Source organism: Streptomyces sp. NRRL S-31 (assembly GCF_000718775.1).
Classification (GTDB): Bacteria; Actinomycetota; Actinomycetes; order Streptomycetales; family Streptomycetaceae; genus Streptomyces.
In genome coordinates this window covers 14,654-31,433 of record NZ_JOCB01000093.1, presented here as the reverse complement: position 1 = coordinate 31,433, position 16,780 = coordinate 14,654, and the positions used below count along the sequence as shown (strand labels likewise).

15 protein-coding genes, 1 tRNA gene and 2 pseudogenes are annotated in these 16,780 nt (G+C 72.1%); 12 read left to right on the top strand and 6 right to left on the bottom strand.

Translation table 11 applies throughout. The features are described 5' to 3' along the window. Positions 1–140: 140 nt before the first annotated feature. Together IF37_RS0130045 and IF37_RS0130040 are read right to left on the bottom strand one after the other, a co-directional pair. Positions 141–1,952: an acyl-CoA dehydrogenase gene (locus tag IF37_RS0130045; protein WP_030749483.1), complete on the bottom strand. Its 1,812-nt coding sequence runs from the start codon at positions 1,950–1,952 to the stop codon at positions 141–143. Between the two features lie 207 nt (positions 1,953–2,159). After that, positions 2,160–2,717 carry an LGFP repeat-containing protein gene (locus IF37_RS0130040; protein ID WP_052845445.1) on the bottom strand — a complete coding sequence of 186 codons (558 nt, stop codon included), beginning with the start codon at positions 2,715–2,717 and terminating at the stop codon, positions 2,160–2,162. 361 nt (positions 2,718–3,078) lie between these two features. Here IF37_RS0130040 and IF37_RS0130035 point away from each other — a divergent pair, with 361 nt between their 5' ends. After that, the gene (locus tag IF37_RS0130035) at positions 3,079–3,474 is read left to right on the top strand and encodes a gas vesicle structural protein GvpA (protein ID WP_030749476.1); all 396 of its coding nucleotides are present in this window, start codon (positions 3,079–3,081) and stop codon (positions 3,472–3,474) included. 1 nt (position 3,475) lies between these two features. Then, positions 3,476–3,916, top strand: a pseudogene (locus IF37_RS46065) (GvpL/GvpF family gas vesicle protein); the annotation flags it as partial. 220 nt (positions 3,917–4,136) lie between these two features. Here IF37_RS46065 and IF37_RS0130030 read toward each other — a convergent pair. The 3 genes from IF37_RS0130030 to IF37_RS0130020 form a co-directional block, all read right to left on the bottom strand. After that, positions 4,137–4,210, bottom strand: a tRNA-Met gene (locus tag IF37_RS0130030). Between the two features lie 46 nt (positions 4,211–4,256). Beyond that, entirely contained in the window at positions 4,257–4,460 is a 204-nt protein-coding gene (locus tag IF37_RS0130025) for a cold-shock protein (RefSeq protein WP_009192932.1), read from the bottom strand. Between the two features lie 179 nt (positions 4,461–4,639). Further along, complete coding sequence (locus IF37_RS0130020; RefSeq protein ID WP_030749472.1) at positions 4,640–5,623, bottom strand: AraC family transcriptional regulator; 984 nt, start codon at positions 5,621–5,623, stop codon at positions 4,640–4,642. 306 nt (positions 5,624–5,929) lie between these two features. On the opposite strand from IF37_RS0130020, the gene IF37_RS40990 reads away from it, so the two are divergent. The 4 genes and pseudogenes from IF37_RS40990 to IF37_RS0130000 all read left to right on the top strand — a co-directional run bounded on the left by IF37_RS40990 (position 5,930) and on the right by IF37_RS0130000 (position 8,453). Then, the gene (locus IF37_RS40990; protein WP_052845444.1) at positions 5,930–6,340 is read left to right on the top strand and encodes a hypothetical protein; all 411 of its coding nucleotides are present in this window, start codon (positions 5,930–5,932) and stop codon (positions 6,338–6,340) included. Positions 6,341–6,610: 270 nt separating this feature from the next. Next, on the top strand, positions 6,611–6,961 hold the full coding sequence (locus IF37_RS0130010) for a DUF190 domain-containing protein (RefSeq protein ID WP_030749466.1): 351 nt from the start codon (positions 6,611–6,613) through the stop codon (positions 6,959–6,961). Continuing rightward, positions 6,958–7,218, top strand: a pseudogene (locus IF37_RS0130005) (CrcB family protein); the annotation flags it as partial. The gene IF37_RS0130010 and the pseudogene IF37_RS0130005, both read left to right, overlap by 4 nt. 62 nt (positions 7,219–7,280) lie before the next feature. Continuing rightward, complete coding sequence (locus IF37_RS0130000) at positions 7,281–8,453, top strand: MFS transporter (protein ID WP_037857350.1); 1,173 nt, start codon at positions 7,281–7,283, stop codon at positions 8,451–8,453. Between the two features lie 88 nt (positions 8,454–8,541). On the opposite strand, the gene IF37_RS0129995 is transcribed toward IF37_RS0130000, so the two are convergent. Further along, the gene (locus IF37_RS0129995) at positions 8,542–8,922 is read right to left on the bottom strand and encodes a VOC family protein (protein ID WP_030749457.1); all 381 of its coding nucleotides are present in this window, start codon (positions 8,920–8,922) and stop codon (positions 8,542–8,544) included. A gap of 400 nt (positions 8,923–9,322) precedes the next feature. Here IF37_RS0129995 and IF37_RS0129990 point away from each other — a divergent pair, with 400 nt between their 5' ends. From IF37_RS0129990 to IF37_RS0129965, 6 genes are all read left to right on the top strand, one after another. Continuing rightward, positions 9,323–10,615 carry an amidohydrolase family protein gene (locus IF37_RS0129990; protein ID WP_030749454.1) on the top strand — a complete coding sequence of 431 codons (1,293 nt, stop codon included), beginning with the start codon at positions 9,323–9,325 and terminating at the stop codon, positions 10,613–10,615. A gap of 214 nt (positions 10,616–10,829) precedes the next feature. Then, a complete protein-coding gene (locus IF37_RS0129985; protein WP_079165947.1) occupies positions 10,830–12,062 on the top strand; it encodes an amidohydrolase in 1,233 nt (410 codons plus the stop codon). A 233-nt stretch (positions 12,063–12,295) separates the two neighbouring features. Then, complete coding sequence (locus IF37_RS0129980) at positions 12,296–13,777, top strand: NCS1 family nucleobase:cation symporter-1 (protein WP_030749447.1); 1,482 nt, start codon at positions 12,296–12,298, stop codon at positions 13,775–13,777. A 44-nt stretch (positions 13,778–13,821) separates the two neighbouring features. Beyond that, a complete protein-coding gene (locus IF37_RS0129975) occupies positions 13,822–14,547 on the top strand; it encodes an aspartate/glutamate racemase family protein (RefSeq protein ID WP_030749444.1) in 726 nt (241 codons plus the stop codon). Between the two features lie 117 nt (positions 14,548–14,664). After that, entirely contained in the window at positions 14,665–15,315 is a 651-nt protein-coding gene (locus IF37_RS0129970) for a GntR family transcriptional regulator (protein ID WP_030749441.1), read from the top strand. A gap of 219 nt (positions 15,316–15,534) precedes the next feature. Beyond that, positions 15,535–16,767, top strand: coding sequence for a hypothetical protein (locus IF37_RS0129965; protein ID WP_158727413.1), 1,233 nt, complete (start codon positions 15,535–15,537; stop codon positions 16,765–16,767). Positions 16,768–16,780: the final 13 nt, after the last annotated feature.

Below are 16,780 nucleotides of genomic sequence, written 5' to 3'. Positions count from 1 at the left end.
TGCGCTGTACCAGTGGTGCCGGCGGGGCGCTGCCGCGGGCGGGCGGCAGCGCCGGTGAGCGGCTGTCACGACCGCTCGGCTAGGGGGGTTCGTTTGCCGTGCCGGGCGTCGCGGACCCGGGCTGGTCCAAACGAAACCCCCTACGCGGGCACCATCTCGGCGACGGGCGCCGGGGCGCGCAGCATCGGGTGCTCGCCCATGACGCCCTCCAGCACGGCGAAGCCGTCGGTGAGCTGCGCGGCGTACGGCACGAGGGTTTCGATCAGGGCCTCTTCGGCGTCGGGCAGCCGGTGGACGTGGTCCGCGGTGATGTGGCCCGCGGCCAGCAGGTCGCCGCTGTGCGCCTTCACCTGGCGCAGTGCGAACAGACGGTGCAGCCGCTCAAGGACGGTCCGTGCCCCGGGGTCGGACGCCTGGCCGGCGGCGTCCAGCAGTGCCTGGGCGGCGAGGCGGTGCACATGGGCTTCGACGAGTTGCAGGGCCGGCGTGACGGTTCCGTTCCAGCGGGCGAGGGGGTCGCCGCGGCGTCCGGTGCGCAGTCGGCTGCGGGCCCTGCCGTGCCAGACGCGCTCGATGTCGGTGAGCAGCTCCTGCAGGTACCGTGAGTCGTCCAGTGAGCGGCCGGTGGCGGGCAGGTCGGAAGCGGGCGTCGGGGTGAACCCGCCGGTCAGCATCTCGCCGGCCGCCTTCACCCAGATGACGCGGTTGTCGCCCTCGGCGGTCACGGTGCCCTCGTTCGCGGCCAGTTGGTAGGCGATGCCGTTCGACAGCAGGAGCCCCTGTGCCCCGCAGCGCTCACGGCATTCCGTCATGACCGTCCTGGCCTGCCAGGTGATCCAGGCTTTGGTGACGGCCGCCAGACGCTCGGTCTCCTCCTGCTCGCCCTCCACGTCGTTCGTCCACCGGCGCACCACCTCGCGGTGCAACAGCGTCGCGGCGTAGGTGGTGGCGACCGCGGAGAGGAGCGGGGCGTGGTGGCTGCGGTGCTCGATGAGGGAGACCTTGCGGCCGGTCGTCATTCCCGAGGTGAGCCGCCGGTGGGAGTACCGCATGGCGACGGCCAGGGCGTGCCGCGTCACGCCGAGGCTGTAGGCGCTCATGCACAGCTTGCCGGCGTGGACGCGCCTGACCGACCTGAGGAAGCGCTTGCGCGGGTTGCCCAGCGTGCTGGTGAACGTGCCGTCCCGCGACAGACGTCCGTGTTCCGCCTGGAGCATGGCTTCGTAAGGGAGCCGGACGCCGCGGAAGGACGTGGCGCAGTGGTCGACGGGCGCGCCGGCGGTCTGCGGGAGCGGACGCACCTCGACGCCGGGGTAATGCCGGCCGTCGCCGTCGGTGAGCGGGGTGAGGAAGAGGAAGACGCCGTGGTCGGTGCCGTCCACCAGCAGGCGGGCCGCCACGACGGCGTTCTTGGCACCGCCGGTACCGGATGTGTTCGGCATCCACTTGCAGGCGCCGGGGGTCGGAGTGTCGAGAATGAACCCGCTTGTCTCGGGATCGAATGTGGCGGTCGTCTCAAGTGATGCGGCGTCGTTGCCGTGGTCCAACTCGGTGCAGAGGAAGGTACCGACCCTGTCCATACGGGTATATGGGTACAAGTCCAGCCCACCGGGGTCGTGGTCGAGCAGGCTGCCGATGTGCAGATTCCAGTGGATACTCGCGATCGTCGCCATACCGGCGTCCACGACTCCGGCCCACTCGTGCATCGCGGTGAGCGACTCGATGTCCGACGCCAGGCCGACGGGATTCCTTAAAGCCGCGTTGACGACTCGCAATCGCTCGTACGAAAGCGCGGTCCGCTCCTGCCGGCTCAGGCCCTCCTCAAAGGCGAACCGAGGCCCGTCGAAGAGGCGCCGCCAGGGTTCATGGATCCGCTCCGCTTCCGGACCGAACAGGATGCGAACGAAGTCGGCCGATATTTGTGAAGAGTACGGAAGTTGAGAGTCAATCATGATCATAAAGATAGATCAAATGATCACTCCGCGACATCGTGATGATCAACACGATTGACCGCGGGTGCGGGGTGGAAGCGCCCCCCACCCCGCACACCGCGGTCACCCGCCGACACATGGATCGCGCGACACGCGCTACGACCTGGGACTTGTCCGCCCGATCAGGCACAAAGCCGACGCCAGGAGGCGGAGCGGACCTTCTGCCTCCTACATCTCGCCGACGCCATGAAGTTCATCGATGGGGTGGGAGGCGCTGAAAAATATTCTCCGAGTGACGGGATCCCATACGATCGCACCCCGCTGGAACTGCTGAATGCGCCTCGGCCCCCCGTTCTCGTTCCGCTCGTCGGTGATCGGATATCCGGCTTCACCGAGTTCCCAGCCGTGCTCGGCCCAGAAGACCCGAATCGCGCCGTACACCGCATGGGGGCCGATCCGGGGAGTCCAGTAGATCGACTTGTCCGGCGATTGCCCCAACGCCCGGAAATGGTTGAAGCGGCCCAGTCCGTCCGGGCATCCGGTCTCGTCGGTCAGCGGATAGCCGTACTGTTCCCTTCCGAGACTCAGCCATTTCTGCCGGATGTCCCCCCATGTCGCGAAGGCTCCGGTATTCGGATGCCAGGAGATGATCCCGCCCTGGAAATCCTGGGCCCTGCCGATGCCGTCGAACGTCGGCCGCTCAATGTCGAGAGGGCTCCCGAGAACTCCGTTCTCCGCGTTCAAAGCGCGCCACTTGTCGTTGATCGCGCCGATGACGTCCACCATTTCCGTTACCCCGCTTTCGCGCCGTTCCGCGGCTCTGCCGGCCGACGGGCGCAGGAACTCAGCCGCGATTCAGGCCGGTTCGGGAAGTGGACTGCGAGCCGCGAGATTCCAGTGGCCCCTTCCAGTCTGGCGCCGGGCCCATGGGCCCGCAAACGCGGGAACGCGGCCCGTACGAGCCGCGGCGACTCCTTCCGTCCGCTCGCGGCGGCCACACAGGGACAGCGTCCGTTGCGTTACGTGACGGCCGGCCGGTCGCGTACCGGCGTTTGGCCGCCGACGGCGGGGCTACCCGCATCAGAGCCTTCGTTGTGGCGAAAGGCAGCGGACCACACAGTAATTTCACGGCAAGGGGTTGGTCCCTATGACCATGGTGACGCAGCAGGGCGGCGGCGGTGGTTCCAGTGGCCTGTACGACGTTCTGGAACTCGTTCTCGACCGCGGTCTGGTGATCGACGCGTTCGTGCGCGTCTCCCTTGTCGGGATCGAGATCCTCAAGATCGACGTACGGGTCGTGGTCGCCAGCGTGGACACCTATCTGCGCTTCGCCGAGGCGTGCAACCGCCTCGATCTGGAAGCGGGGCCGCGCAAGCCGGCCGGGCTCACGGAGCTCACCGGAAAGCTCACGGAGTCCGGTGCCCGCGGCAAGACCAAGGGAGCCCTGTCCGGCGCCGCGGAGACCATTTCCGACGCCTTCCAGCAGGCACGCGAGGAGGGCCGGGAGCGTCAGGGCGACCGTGCCCGCAGGAGAGGGGAATGAGATGAGCACGTACGTCTACGGCATCATCCGGGCCACGCACCCTCCCCTCGGTCGGGACCTGGACGGCATCGGGGACCCGGCGCGGCCGGTACGCGTACTGCGCCGGGGCGAGCTGGCCGCGCTCGTCAGTGACGCCCCCGAGGGACTCCGGCCCAAGCGCCGCGACCTGCTCGCCCACCAGCGTGTACTGGACGAGGCCGGAGCGGGCGGCGTGGTGCTGCCGATGCGGTTCGGCAGCGCCTCCCCGGACGACGAGACGGTGATCACGGTGCTCGCCGAGCGCGCGGAGGACTTCCTCGAGCGGCTGCGGGCACTGGACGGCAGGGCGGAGTACAACATCAAGGCCAACCACGACGAGGAGGCCGTACTCCGTCTGATCATGGCGGACCACGACGACATCCGGTCCGCGGCGGAAGCGAACCGCGAGGCCGGCGGAGGCAATCGCCCGGGAAGATCCGGTCGCCGGGCGGGACAGCCGCCCCGCCCCAGACCGGCCGCATCACCTGGGCCAGGCCCTCCGGGCTGTCCCCCGCCTCCGGCGGCGGCCCCGGGTGGCCCTGGCGGTCCCGGTGGCCCGCATACGTCACAGCTCCCAGCCCGGACGGATCCGTGCTGGGAGCTGTGTGAACGCTGCATCGAGTGTTCGCGTGGAACACCCTTCGTAGCGGGGACAGGATTTGAACCTGCGACCTCTGGGTTATGAGCCCAGCGAGCTACCGAGCTGCTCCACCCCGCGTCGGTGATGCCACTCTACACGGGTTTTCAGAGGTCGGAGAAGGACGTCAGCCGCGGACGATGTTCTCGGCCTGGGGGCCCTTCTGGCCCTGGGTGACGTCGAACGTGACCGGCTCGCCCTCCACCAGCTCGCGGTACCCGTTGCCGGAGATGTTGGAGTAGTGGGCGAAGACATCCGGTCCGCCGCCGTCCTGGGCGATGAAACCGAAGCCCTTCTCGGAGTTGAACCACTTCACGGTGCCGCTGGCCATACTGCGTCCTTCGATCTTGCCGGGGGTGCCGGCCGGAGTGAGTAACGGGAGTCTTCCGCTGTGGAAAGACGCCCGGCGTCCGTTCTACCCCGACCAGAGCCTCCTCATACGATCATCCGCCCACAAAATGCGTGCGAGTTGTTCCGGGCAGCCGCCGGCCCGGCTCGGACCCGCCGGAATCACGCGTCCGTCCGGGGCGAGGCGTTCGCCCGGTACTCGCTGGGCGACATGCCGTAGGCCGTGCGGAAGGCGCGGGTGAAGTCGGCGGCGCGGGGGAATCCCCAGCGGGCGGCGACCGCGTGGACGGGGGTGGCGCGCAGGGCCGGGTCGGCGAGGTCGCGGCGGGCCCGCTCCAGGCGCTGATGGCGGATCCAGGCCGCGACCGTCTCCTGTTCGTCCTGGAAGAGGCGGTGCAGGTAGCTGACGGAGATGTGGTGGGCGGCGGCGATGTCGCGCGGGGTCAGCCGCGGGTCGTGCAGACGGCTGTGGACGTAGGCACGGATGCGCAGGACCAGGGTCCTGCGGCGGGTTTCCGGGCCGAGCGCGTTCCCGGCTTCCGCGACGTGGGCGAAGAGCCCGGTCAGCAGGTCGATCACCACCGCTCCGAGCCGCGGTCCGTCGGACGGCTGGTAGGAACCGGTGCCGTGGGCCAACTGGGTGAGCAACTGGGCCAGCAGGGCGCCGAACCCGTCTTGCGCGGACAGGCTCAGCCGGGCCGCACGGTCGACCTTGTTCCGGGGCAGGGCCAGCATCGCCTTCGGGACCTCAAGCCCGATGCCGGTGTGCGGCCTCGCGTCGTCGCCCCCGTAGACGTCGACGGGCCGCGAGGTGTCGACGACGCACAGGCTGCCCGGACGGTGCACGGCCTCCTCCTCGCCCCGGACGGTGCGGAGCGCTCCGCTCAAGGGCAGTGAGAGGTGCAGTCCTTCGGGGTCGGACTGTCTGATCAGCCTCGGAGTGCGCCGGAAGCACACCGGCTGGAAATGGGTCGGCCACACCGACACGGCGCCGAGGTCCAACACCCGCTGGGAGGCGCGGAAATCCGCCTGGTGGTCGCTGCGCAGCTCCAGCGTCGCGTGGGTACGGCCGATCAGGTCACGCCAGCGGTCGAACCGGTCCGCCGTCGGCAGGTCCTCGCTCCGGAACACGGTCTCGCTCAGCATGGCCGCCTCCTCGCCGCCCCAAGTGACCCTGGCCTGCCGCATCGGCGCATCGCCGAGTGGACGCGTTGCCAACCGGGTGTGCACTCCATGCTAACGAAACCCAAGCCGCCGCCCCATACGCTGAGTTGCGTACGAGCGGAGCCCTGGAGAAGGCACGGTATGCGCTGTCCGGACACCCGCCGGCCCGGCCTCCGGCGCAGCGTGCCGCGTCTTCCGGGCGTCCGGCCCGGTGCCCTCCTCCCGGGGCCGGCCGGTGCAGTTCGCCCCGCGCTCCGAGCCGCGGACCCTACGGAAGGACCGAGCCGCATGACCGAACAGCGCGGGGAGCGCACTGGGCGCGACAGCGCGGCGGAGGGGCGCCGCCGGTTCCTCCAGGACGCGCCGCGGACCAGGAGACTGGTGCGTGACCTGGTCGGCGGCATCGCCATCCTGTCCGTGCTCGGCGCTGCCGCGACCGTCGGCCTCCCGATCGCGCTGGCTGTCTGGCGGCAGGAGCCGTGGCTCATGAAGCAGTACGAGGACCACTTCGCGGCCGTCGTCGGACTGCCGGCCTGCGCGCTCCTCTCCTTCCTCCTCGTCGTCCTGCTCGAAACCCGTTACGACCGGATCGAGATGGAGTTCTTCGGCATCGTGCGCTTCCGGGGTGCCGCGGGGCCGATCATTCTCTGGGCATTCTGCTTCTTCATCATGGCGTGCGGGATGCGGATGCTCTGGTGACAGCCGGCCGTCCTCGCTCGTGCGCCGCCGCCGTGCGGCGTTAGTCTGGTCAGTGGCTATGGCTTCCGGTCACGGCACGGCGGCGGGGATCGCCGTACTCGAACCGCGGCATCGGTGCCGCGCACAGTCCCCGCTTACGGCGGGGCGATCGGGGCCCCGGCCCGGTACGGCGCGTCGCCGGCGTGGCCGGGCGCGGCGGGCGGCTTCCCCTTGGACCACGGCCCGGCTCGCGGTGACGGCGACGCGCCGCCTGGTGGCGGGGAGGCAGCGGTGACGCGGCTGACGGGCAAGGCCCTGCGGTTGACGGTCTTCATCGGGGAGAACGACTGCTGGCACCACAAGCCGCTCTACTGCGAGATCGTGCACCGTGCCCACAAGGCCGGTCTGGCCGGCGCGTCGGTGTTCCGGGGAGTCGAGGGCTTCGGCGCCTCCTCCCTGATCCACACCACGCGGATACTGTCGCTGAGCGAGGACCTGCCGGTGGCGGTCGTCATCGTGGACACCGAGGACCGGGTGCGGGCCTTCCTGCCCCAGCTGGACGAGCTGGTGGAGCAGGGGCTGGTGGTCCTCGACGAGTGCGAGGTCATCCGGTACGCGGGCAGGGAGCGGAAGGCGCCGTGAACGTGGTCGGCAGCCTGACCCCGGGGCCGCTCTCCGGCGCCGCGGCGGCCGGGGCCGCCTCGTCGCGCCTCCGGCTGCTGCCGGGCACCGGGTTCTGCGGGGCGCTGACGACGTACTCGGCGTTCCCGTACGAGACGTCGCGGCCGGCAAAAAACGGAGCGAGGTCCTTCGCCGCCGCCGACGTCGTCGCCGGTCTGCCGGCCGGCCCGGCGGCGGCGTTCGCCGGGGTGTCGCTCGCGAACGCGCTGTGGGCATGAACCCGCCGGGATCCGGGGCGGGGCGGCCCGCCCGGCGGGACCGGCGGGACCGGCCGAACCGCATGAGTCCGTGGCGGTTCGTCGTCTGGTTCGGCACGGTCAGTCTGCTCGCGGACGTGGTATACGAGGGCGCCCGCTCGATCACCGGCCCCCTGCTGGCCTCGCTGGGCGCGTCCGCCCTGGTCGTCGGGGTGGTCACGGGGGCCGGGGAGGCGGCGGCGCTGGGGCTGCGGCTGGTCTCCGGCCCGCTGGCGGACCGCACTCGCCGGTTCTGGACGCTGACGATCGCCGGGTACGCGCTCACGGTCGTCTCGGTGCCGCTGCTGGGGGTGGCCGGGGTGCTGTGGGCGGCCTGCGTCCTGGTGATCGCCGAACGCGTGGGCAAGGCGGTGCGCTCACCGGCGAAGGACACGCTGCTCTCGCACGCCACCGCCGCCACCGGGCGGGGCCGCGGCTTCGCCGTCCATGAGGCGCTGGACCAGGTCGGCGCCATCACCGGCCCGCTGCTGGTCGCCGGTGTGCTCGCGCTGACGGGGAACCGCTACGGCCCCGCGCTCGGTGTCCTCGCCGTTCCCGGCGTCGCCGTACTGCTGCTGCTGTTCCGGTTGCGCGCGCGCATGCCGGACCCGGCCGCCTACGAGCGCGAGGCGGCGGCGGAACGGCCCGTTCCGCCGGACGCGGCGGACAGGGGGCTGCCGAAGTCGTTCTGGACGTACGCGGCCTTCACGGCGGCCACCACGACCGGGTTCGCCACCTTCGGCCTGCTCTCCTACCACCTGGTGCGGCAGCATCTGCTGTCCGCCGCGTGGGTGCCCGTGCTGTACGCGGCGGCGATGGCCGTGGACGCGGTCGCGGCGCTGGCCACCGGGTGGCTGTACGACCGGATCGGCCCGCGCGTGCTGGTGGCTCTGCCGGTGCTGACCGCGGCCGTCGCGGTGCTGGGGTTCCATGACACCGTCCCGATCGCCGTGGCCGGGTCGCTGGTGTGGGGCGCGGCCATGGGCATTCAGGAGTCCACCCTGCGCGCCACGGTCGCGGACCTGGTGCCCAGCGGGCGGCGGGCCACCGCCTACGGGCTGTTCGCCGGTGTGGTCGGTGTGGCGAGCCTGGCCGGCGGCGCGCTGATCGGCGGGCTGTACGGCTATTCGATCCCCGTGCTCGTCACGGTGGTCGTCGCCGTCCAGGCACTGGCGGTCGTCCTGCTGCCGGCCGCCGGGCCCCGGCGCGGCGGGTGACCGGCGGACCCGCCGGAACAGGCCCGCCGGAACGGGCCCGCCCTCCCCAGCGGAGGGGCCGCCGCGGGCGCGGCGGGACACAGCGTCCTCAGAGCGGGTTGAGGCGGGCCTTGAGCAGGCAGAACTCATTGCCCTCGGGGTCGGCGAGAACGTGCCACTGCTCCTCGCCGGTCTGGCCGATGTCGGCCGGGCGCGCCCCGAGCTTCAGCAGGCGTTCCAGCTCGGCGTCCTGATCGCGGTCGGTGGCGTTGACGTCGATGTGCAGCCGGGACTTCCCCGGCTCCGGCTCGTCCCTGCGGCTGAGGATGATCGTCGGCTGCGGGCCGCCGAACCCTTCGCGCGGCCCGATCTCGAGGGTGCCGTCCTCTTCGCGGCCGAGCACCACGAAGTCCAGGACCTCGCACCAGAACCGCGCCAGCACCTCGGGGTCGCGGCAGCCGAGCACGAGTTCACTGATGCGACATGCCATGGACGAAACCTGCTCTCAGCGCGGGAACTGCCGGGCGGTCGCGCGCGGAGCCTCCGGGCTCCTCGCGCGGGAACACGATCGAGACCGTAGCGGGCGAGGCGAACGGGCGCGAAGGGTTTTGGGAGCCCGCGCCCCGGTGCGCGGGCCCCGGCGCCGCGCGGACCCGGCGCCGCGCGGACCCGACACCGCGCGGACCCGGCACCGGGCAGTGGGCGAACCGTGCGCCGGTGGTGTGGCGGAGCGGGACGACGGCGCCGGACGGGGCGCGACCACGGCCCAAGATTGGATACCAAATGGCGACTACACCCGGCCAACATGACTGAAACCCTTGTGATGCAGTAAATTTTTGGTATACAAAACGGGGACCTGTTGCACGCCCACCCAGGTCTCAGGAGCGTCCATGTGTCTGGAGTCCGTCCCCCCGCCGCCCAGCCGCCTCACCCGACGAGGTGTCCTCGCGGGTGCCGCGGCACTCGCCGGGACGGCCGGCGTCCTCGCCGGTACGGCACCCGAGGCGGCTGCCCGCCCAGCCGGGCGACCGGCCGGCCGACCGGAGGCCGACGCCGCCGGTGACCTGGTGATCGAGGGCGGCACGCTGCTCGACCCGGCCACCGGCGAGGTCACCGAGGACGCGGTCGTCGTGATCCGCGGCGGCACGGTGCGCCGGGCCGGGCGGCGCGGCGAGGTGGCCGTCCCCGCCGGTCTCCCGCGGCTCGACGCCCACGGCCGGTGGGTGCTTCCGGGCCTGGTCGACGCCCACATCCACCTCAGCACCGTCACCGAGGCGCGCGCCGCGCTGACGCGGGGCGTGACCAGCGCCCGCAGTGGCTCCACCACCTTCTTCCAGGACATCGCCGTCCGGGAACTCGCCCGCCGGCTGCCCACCCGGGCGCCGCGGCTCACCGCCGCGGGTGTGTTCGTCACGCCCGACCTCGGCGACACGGTGCTCGCCGACCCGGAGCTGGCTCCCCTGTCCGCGCTGAAGAACGGTGTGCGGTCCGCCGAGGCGCTGCGGCGCGTGGTCGAGGTCAACCTCGCCCGTGGCGCCGACGTGATCAAGACCCGGGTCAACGAGCGCGCCGGGCTGCCGGACCAGGACCCGCTCACCCAGGTCTACTCCCACGAGCAGCTCGCCGAGGTGGTCGCGGCCGCGCGGCGCGGCGGCAAGGGGGTGCTGTGCCACAGCTACAGCGCCCGGGGCTGCGACGACGCGGTCCGCGCCGGTATCCGCTCGCTGGAGCACGGGGTCTTCGTCGCCGAGCGCACCCTGCACGACATGGCGCGCCGCGGGACGTACTTCACGCCCACCCTGACCGCCATCGCGGGCATGGTGGGCGACCCGAACCCGGTGCTGGACGAGCGGGGGCGCACGTTCCTGCCCGTGCTGAAGGAGGCCGTGCGGACCGCGCACGCGCTCGGTGTCCCGCTGGCCGCCGGCACCGACTCCTCCGGTGGCGTCGTCAAGCCGGTCGGCGGCGAGGTCGTCCTGATGCACAGCGCCGGCCTCCCGCCCCTGGACGCGATCCGCACGGCGACGACGAACGCGGCGCGGCTGCTGGGGCTCGAGGATGCCGTCGGCCGGCTCGCCCCCCGTTTCGCGGGCGATGCCGTCCTGCTGGCCGGCGACCCGCTGGCCGACCCCTCCGTGCTGACCCGGCCGACCCACGTCGTCCGCGCGGGCCGGCTCGTCTGACGCCGCCGCGCGGGCCGGATCGTACGGCGCTCCCCCGCATCCCGTCCTGCGCGCGGGCCGGGCCCGGTCGCCGCGACCGCCGTACGCCGCCCAGGCGAACGGCCCGGGCGGGACCGTCCCGCACCGTCCCGCCCGGCCCCGCACACCGCCGGGAGGCCGACTCCATCTGACGCCCCTTCACTCGCCCGCGCCCCCACGCCGAAGGAGAGCACCCATGCCATCGCCGCCCCCGTCACCATCCCCATCGGCCTCCGCACCCCCGCCCGTCGTCTTCCGTGACGTGCGCCTCCCGGGTGCCGGTGCCGGTGCCGGTCCGCCCGGGGAGCTGGTCGTCGTCGACGGGCTGATCAGCGGTGATCCCGCGCCACCGGGTGCGGTGGTCGTCGACGGCGGCGGCCGTATCGCGCTGCCCGGCCTGGTGGACGCGCACATCCACCCCGACAAGACGACCTGGGGCGGCCCCTGGGTGTCGCGCCGGCCGGCCGGGGCCATCGCCGAATTCGCCGCGCAGGACGCCGAGTTGTTCCGCGCCCAGGAGCGGCCGGTCGCCGAGCGGGCGTACGCGCTCATGGCGCACGCCGTCACCCGGGGCACCCGTGCCATGCGGGCGCACGCCGACGTGGCCCCCGCCTACGGACTGGCCGGTGTGGAGGGCATCGCGCAGGCCCGTGACCGGCTCCGGCACGCCCTGGACGTCCAGATCGTCGCCTTCCCGCAGCACGGCGTCGTCCGTGCGCCCGGCACCGCCGAGCTGCTCACCGAGGCCGCCCGCAGCAAGGCCGTGGACATCGTCGGCGGCATCGACCCGATCGGTTTCGACGGCGCCCCCGACGAGCAGCTCGACCTGCTCTTCTCCCTCGCCGACCGCTACGGCACCGGCATCGACCTCCATCTGCACGACCGGGACGAGCGAGGGGTGGCCGTCCTGCGCGCCGTCGCCGAGCGCACCCGCGCGCTGGGCCTGAACGGCCGGGTCACCGTCAGCCACGTCTTCTGCCTGCCCTTCCTGCCCGAGGCCCGGTTCGCCGCCGTGGCGAGCGAACTCGGCGAGCTGGACATCGCGTTGACGACGGTGGCGCCGAGCCGCGACCTGGTCCTGCCGGTCGCCCGGCTGCGGGCGCACGGGGTGCGGGTCGGGCTCGGTTCGGACGGGGTGCGGGACTCCTGGAGCCCGTTCGGCAACGCCGACATGCTGCACCGCGCGCACCTGCTCGGCTGGGTCACCGGCGGACGCCTCGACGAGGAGCTGACGGCGTGCCTGGACACCGCCACGCACGGCGGGTCCGACGTGCTGGGGCTGCCGCGCGCGGACCTCTCCCCGGGCGCCCCGGCCGACTTCGTCCTGGTCGACGGCGAGTGCCCGCCGCAGGTCCTGGTCGATCTGCCGCCCCGGGAGACCGTCGTGCACGGCGGCCGGGTCGTCGCCCGGAACGGACGGCTGACCTGACGGCGCGCGGGGAGGTCACGCACCCCTGAAGCAGCGTGGATCGTCCCGTGTGGACCCGACCACCCGGGGCGGTTCGCGCTGCCCTTTTTCAGCGGGTAAGAAGCCGTTGCCCGACTTCCGTCCCACCTCTTGACGGTGTTCTCCGGCGAAAACTACGTTCAGTCGCGCGGAAGTTAGCTTCCACCTGGTGGAAATCTCTGGACGTTCCCGCCCTCCCCCTCCCGGAGTCCCGTATGACCGCGCTGGACAACCGGTCGTCCGTGGAGACCAGCAGCACTCCCAGCCCTGGTCTCTACACGTACGATCTCGCCCCCACGAAGAAGGAAGGGCGCCGCTGGGGCGCCTACAACGTGTTCACCCTGTGGGCCAACGACGTGCACAGCCTCGGCAACTACGCCTTCGCGCTCGGGCTGTTCGCGCTCGGCCTGAACGTGTGGGGCATCCTGGCCGCCTTCGCGCTCGCCTCCCTCCTGCTGTTCCTGCTGCTCACCCTGTCCGGCTTCATGGGACACAAGACGGGTGTGCCGTTCCCGGTCATGAGCCGCATCGCCTTCGGCGTCCACGGCGCGAAGATCCCGGCGGGCGTGCGCGGCCTGGTCGCCATCGCCTGGTTCGGCATCCAGACCTACCTCGCCTCCTCCGTGCTGAGCACCCTGCTCGTCGCCCTGTTCCCCGGCCTCGGCCGGTTCGACGACGACTCGCTGCTCGGCCAGTCCGGCCTCGGCTGGATCACCTTCCTGGCGCTGTGGGGCCTTCAGGTCCTCATCGTCAGCTACGGCATGCAGATGATCCGCCGCTACATGGCGTTCGCGGCCCCCACCACATTGATCACCATGTGCGCGCTGGCCGCCTGGATGTTCTTCCGCGCCGGCGGATCGATCTCCCTCTCCGACGGCGACCCGCTCACCGGCGGCGCGATGTGGCTCCAGGTCCTCCAGGCCGCCGCGCTGTGGGTGGTCATCTACGGCACGTTCGTGCTGAACTTCTGCGACTTCACCCGCTCCGCCCGCAGCCGCGCGGCCATCGTGCGCGGCAACGTCATCGGCATCCCGGTGAACATGCTCTTCTTCGCCGCGATCGTCTCCCTCCTCAGCGGCGCCCAGTTCAAGCTCGACGGGCACATCATCACCAGCCCCACGGACATCGTGCGGACCATCCCGAACATGGCCCTGCTGGCCGTCGCCTCCCTCGCGCTGATCGCCCTGACCGTGGCCGTCAACCTGCTGGCCAACTTCGTCGCCCCGATCTACGCCCTGGTCAACCTCTTCCCGCGCAGCCTGGACTTCCGCAAGGCCGGCCTGGTCAGCGCGGTGCTCGGCCTGGTCATCACCCCCTGGAACCTCTACAACAGCCCGGTCGTCGTCACCTACTTCCTCGGCGGCCTCGGTGCGCTCCTCGGCCCCCTCTTCGGCGTCGTCATGGCCGACTACTGGCTGCTGCGCCGCTCCCGCGTGAACGTGCCCCACCTGTACACCGAGGACGCCGGCGGCGACTACCACTACCGGCGCGGCTACAACCCGCGCGCCATCGCCGCCTTCCTGCCGAGCGCCGCGATCGCGGTCACCGTGGCCCTGGTCCCCCTCTTCCACGCCGCGGCCGGGTTCTCGTGGTTCATCGGCGCGCTGATCGCCGCCGCCGTGTACGCCGTCATCGCCGACCGGTCGGCGGGCGCCCGGGACGTCGACGGCGAGGCCATCGCCGTCGCCGCCGAGTGAGCCGGCCCGGTCCGCGTCCCCCGCGCCTCCAAGGGAGTCGACCCATGCGCATCCTCGTCGTCAACGTCAACACCACCCGGTCCATCACCGACGTCATCGGCCGGACGGCCGCCGCCGCGGCCTCACCGGGCACCGAGATCATCCCGCTGACCCCGGCGTTCGGCGCGGAGTCGGTCGAGGGCAACTACGAGAGCTACCTCGCCGCCGTCGCCGTGATGGAGACCGTGCGCGCCTACCGGGGGGACTACGACGCCGTCATCCAGGCCGGGTACGGCGAGCACGGCCGCGAGGGGCTGCAAGAACTGCTCGACGTACCCGTCGTCGACATCACGGAGGCGGCAGCGAGCACCGCGCGGTTCCTCGGCCGCAGCTACTCCGTCGTCACCACGCTCGACCGCACGGTCCCGCTCATCGAGGAGCGGCTGCACGTGGCCGGGCTGAGCGCGCGGTGTGCCTCCGTGCGCGCCAGCGGGCTCGCCGTGCTGGAGCTGGAGGAGGACGAGGAGGCGGCCGTGGACGCCATCGTCGAGCAGGCAGCCCGCGCCGTCGAGCACGACAGGGCGGAGGTGATCTGCCTCGGCTGCGGCGGGATGGCCGGCCTCGCCGAGCGCGTCGTGGAGCGCACCGGGGTCCCCGTCGTCGACGGGGTGGCGGCGGCCGTCGGCATCGCCGAGTCGCTGGTCCGCCAGGGTCTGACCACGTCGAAGGTGCGCACGTACGCCCCTCCGCGGCCCAAGCTGATCGCCAACTGGCCTCCCGGGGGCCGCTGACCCGGGCCTGTCCCGTCCTCGTCACCGGCTAAGGTCACTGTGGCCTGGTCCCCACGGCACACCGGCGCCCGCACAGCGCCGGTGCACCGCCGGGGACGTGACGAGAGAAGGACGACCATGACGGGGTCAGAGGGGTTCACGCCCGAGTCGGAGCGCGTGACCGGGCAGCTGCGGGACGAGATCCTCGACGGGGTACGGCGGCCGGGCAGCCGGCTGGTCGAGCGTGAACTCGCCGAGTCCCTGGGTGTGAGCCGGCTGCCCGTCCGCGACGCCCTGAAGACGCTCGTCGCCGAGGGCCTGGTCACGCCCCGCCCGCGCAGCTGGGCGGTGGTCCGCGAGTTCACCCCGTCCGACCTGGCCGACCTGGACGAGGTGCGCGGCGTACTGGAGCCCCTGGCCTTCCGGCTCGCCGCGCAGCGGCACACCCGCGAGGGGCTGCGTCGGCTGCGCGCCGACCTCGACCGGGAACTGCGCGCGGCCGGGGCCGGCGACGCCGTGGGCGCCCGCCGTGCCGCGGCCGACTTCCACCAGACGGTGATCCAGCTCGCCGCCAACGAGCTGCTGAGCGAGCTGGAACGCGTCATGCGCAGCAGGGTGCGCTGGCTGCTCGGCCGGCACGACGACCTCCTCGGCATCGCCGAGGAGCACGAGACCCTCTACCAGGCCATCGCCGACCGCGACGTCTCCCGCGTCGAGTCCCTGGTCCTGCACCACCTGGCCACGAGCCGCGCCGCGGTCCAGGACCACCGCGCCCGCGACGCCGGCTGACCTCCGCCGCCGCCCCGGCCCGGCGGCGCACGACCGCGTCACCGCCCTCGCCCGTGTGCCGGGCCGTGCGCGGGCTCGGCACAGGGACCGCCGCCCTGTCCGGAAAAGGCGGCGGCGCCGTCCGGGACAAGGGGATCGTGCCTGGTGGGACATGGGGGGACGGTCCGGACAGGGTTAGGGCATACCGAACCCCACCGTCCGTTCCTACTCTCCCAGGTCATGGACACCTCACGCAGAGCGACGTTACGCATGCTGGCCGCGGCACCGGTGGTGGCGGCGGCCGGGAGCTTGTGGGCACCGGAAACCGCGAACGCGGCCCAGGCCCTCCCCGCGGCGGCGGACACCACCCCGGCCCCGGACGCCTTCTCCGTGGAGCCGCGCCTGGGGCCGACAAAGAGCGGGCCGACGTACACGGACCTCATCAAGGACCTGGTCGCTCTTCGCGGCCTCAGGTTCGTCAAGCGGTCGGCCCTGCTCGAACACGGCCCGTCCCGGGCCCGGCGGATCAAGGGCGGCCAGAGCGGCGCCCCCGAGAAGATCCTCGACGGCTTCGCCTGGGGCACGCGGGCGGACCGGGACGGCCGCAGCTGGATGCCGCAGGGCGTCACCACCAGCTACGACGCCTACGGTGCGGACCACCGCGGCGCGGATCCTGAAGGTTTCGGACGCACATGGCTCCTGGTCTCCTGGTACCTGGGCAAGCCGGCCCGAGACGCCCGGGTCACGTTCGTCGACATCACGGACATGCGGAACATCCGCTACCGGCACGTCAAGCTGGTGGAGCCGTACCAGCGCGCCGGCCGGACGGTGTACCGGCCCGTCGCCTTCCACACGGGTGGGCTCGCCTGGTACCGCAACCGGCTCTACGTCCCCGACACCAAGCACGGCCTGCGGGTGTTCGCCATGGACCACCTCATGCGCCAGACCTGGAACGGTGGCCGGTCGACGACCTACCTGCTGCCGCAGAGCGCGGCCTACGACAACGACGGTACGGGGCTCGCGTACTCGGCGGTATCCCTGGACCGCACGCACGGTGAGAGCGAGATCTCGCTGGTCGTCAACGAGTTCCACCGCGAGGACGGGAAGGGCGAGGACGTACCGGACCCCCGGAGCAACGGTGACCGCACGCCACGAGTGGTGCGCTGGCGGCTCAAGCCAGGCACGGAGTGGATCGAGTCCAAGGCCGCGAACGAGTTCTTCCCCGTCCCCGGCGGCTGGAACGCGCAGGGCGCCGTACTGGTCGGCGGCACGTACTACCTCTCGCGCAGCGCCGGTGGCCGGCCCGGCTCCTTGCTCGCCTTCCCCCGGGGCAACCCTGTCCCGAAGAAGGTCAGGCCGCTCGCGACGGGGTGCGAGGACCTGAGCTACGACGGCCGGTACGACGCGCTGTGGAACCTGAGCGAATACCCGGGGAAGCGCAGCGTCTGCCTAGTGAGCCGCTTCGTCGAATAGGTCACCCCCTTCG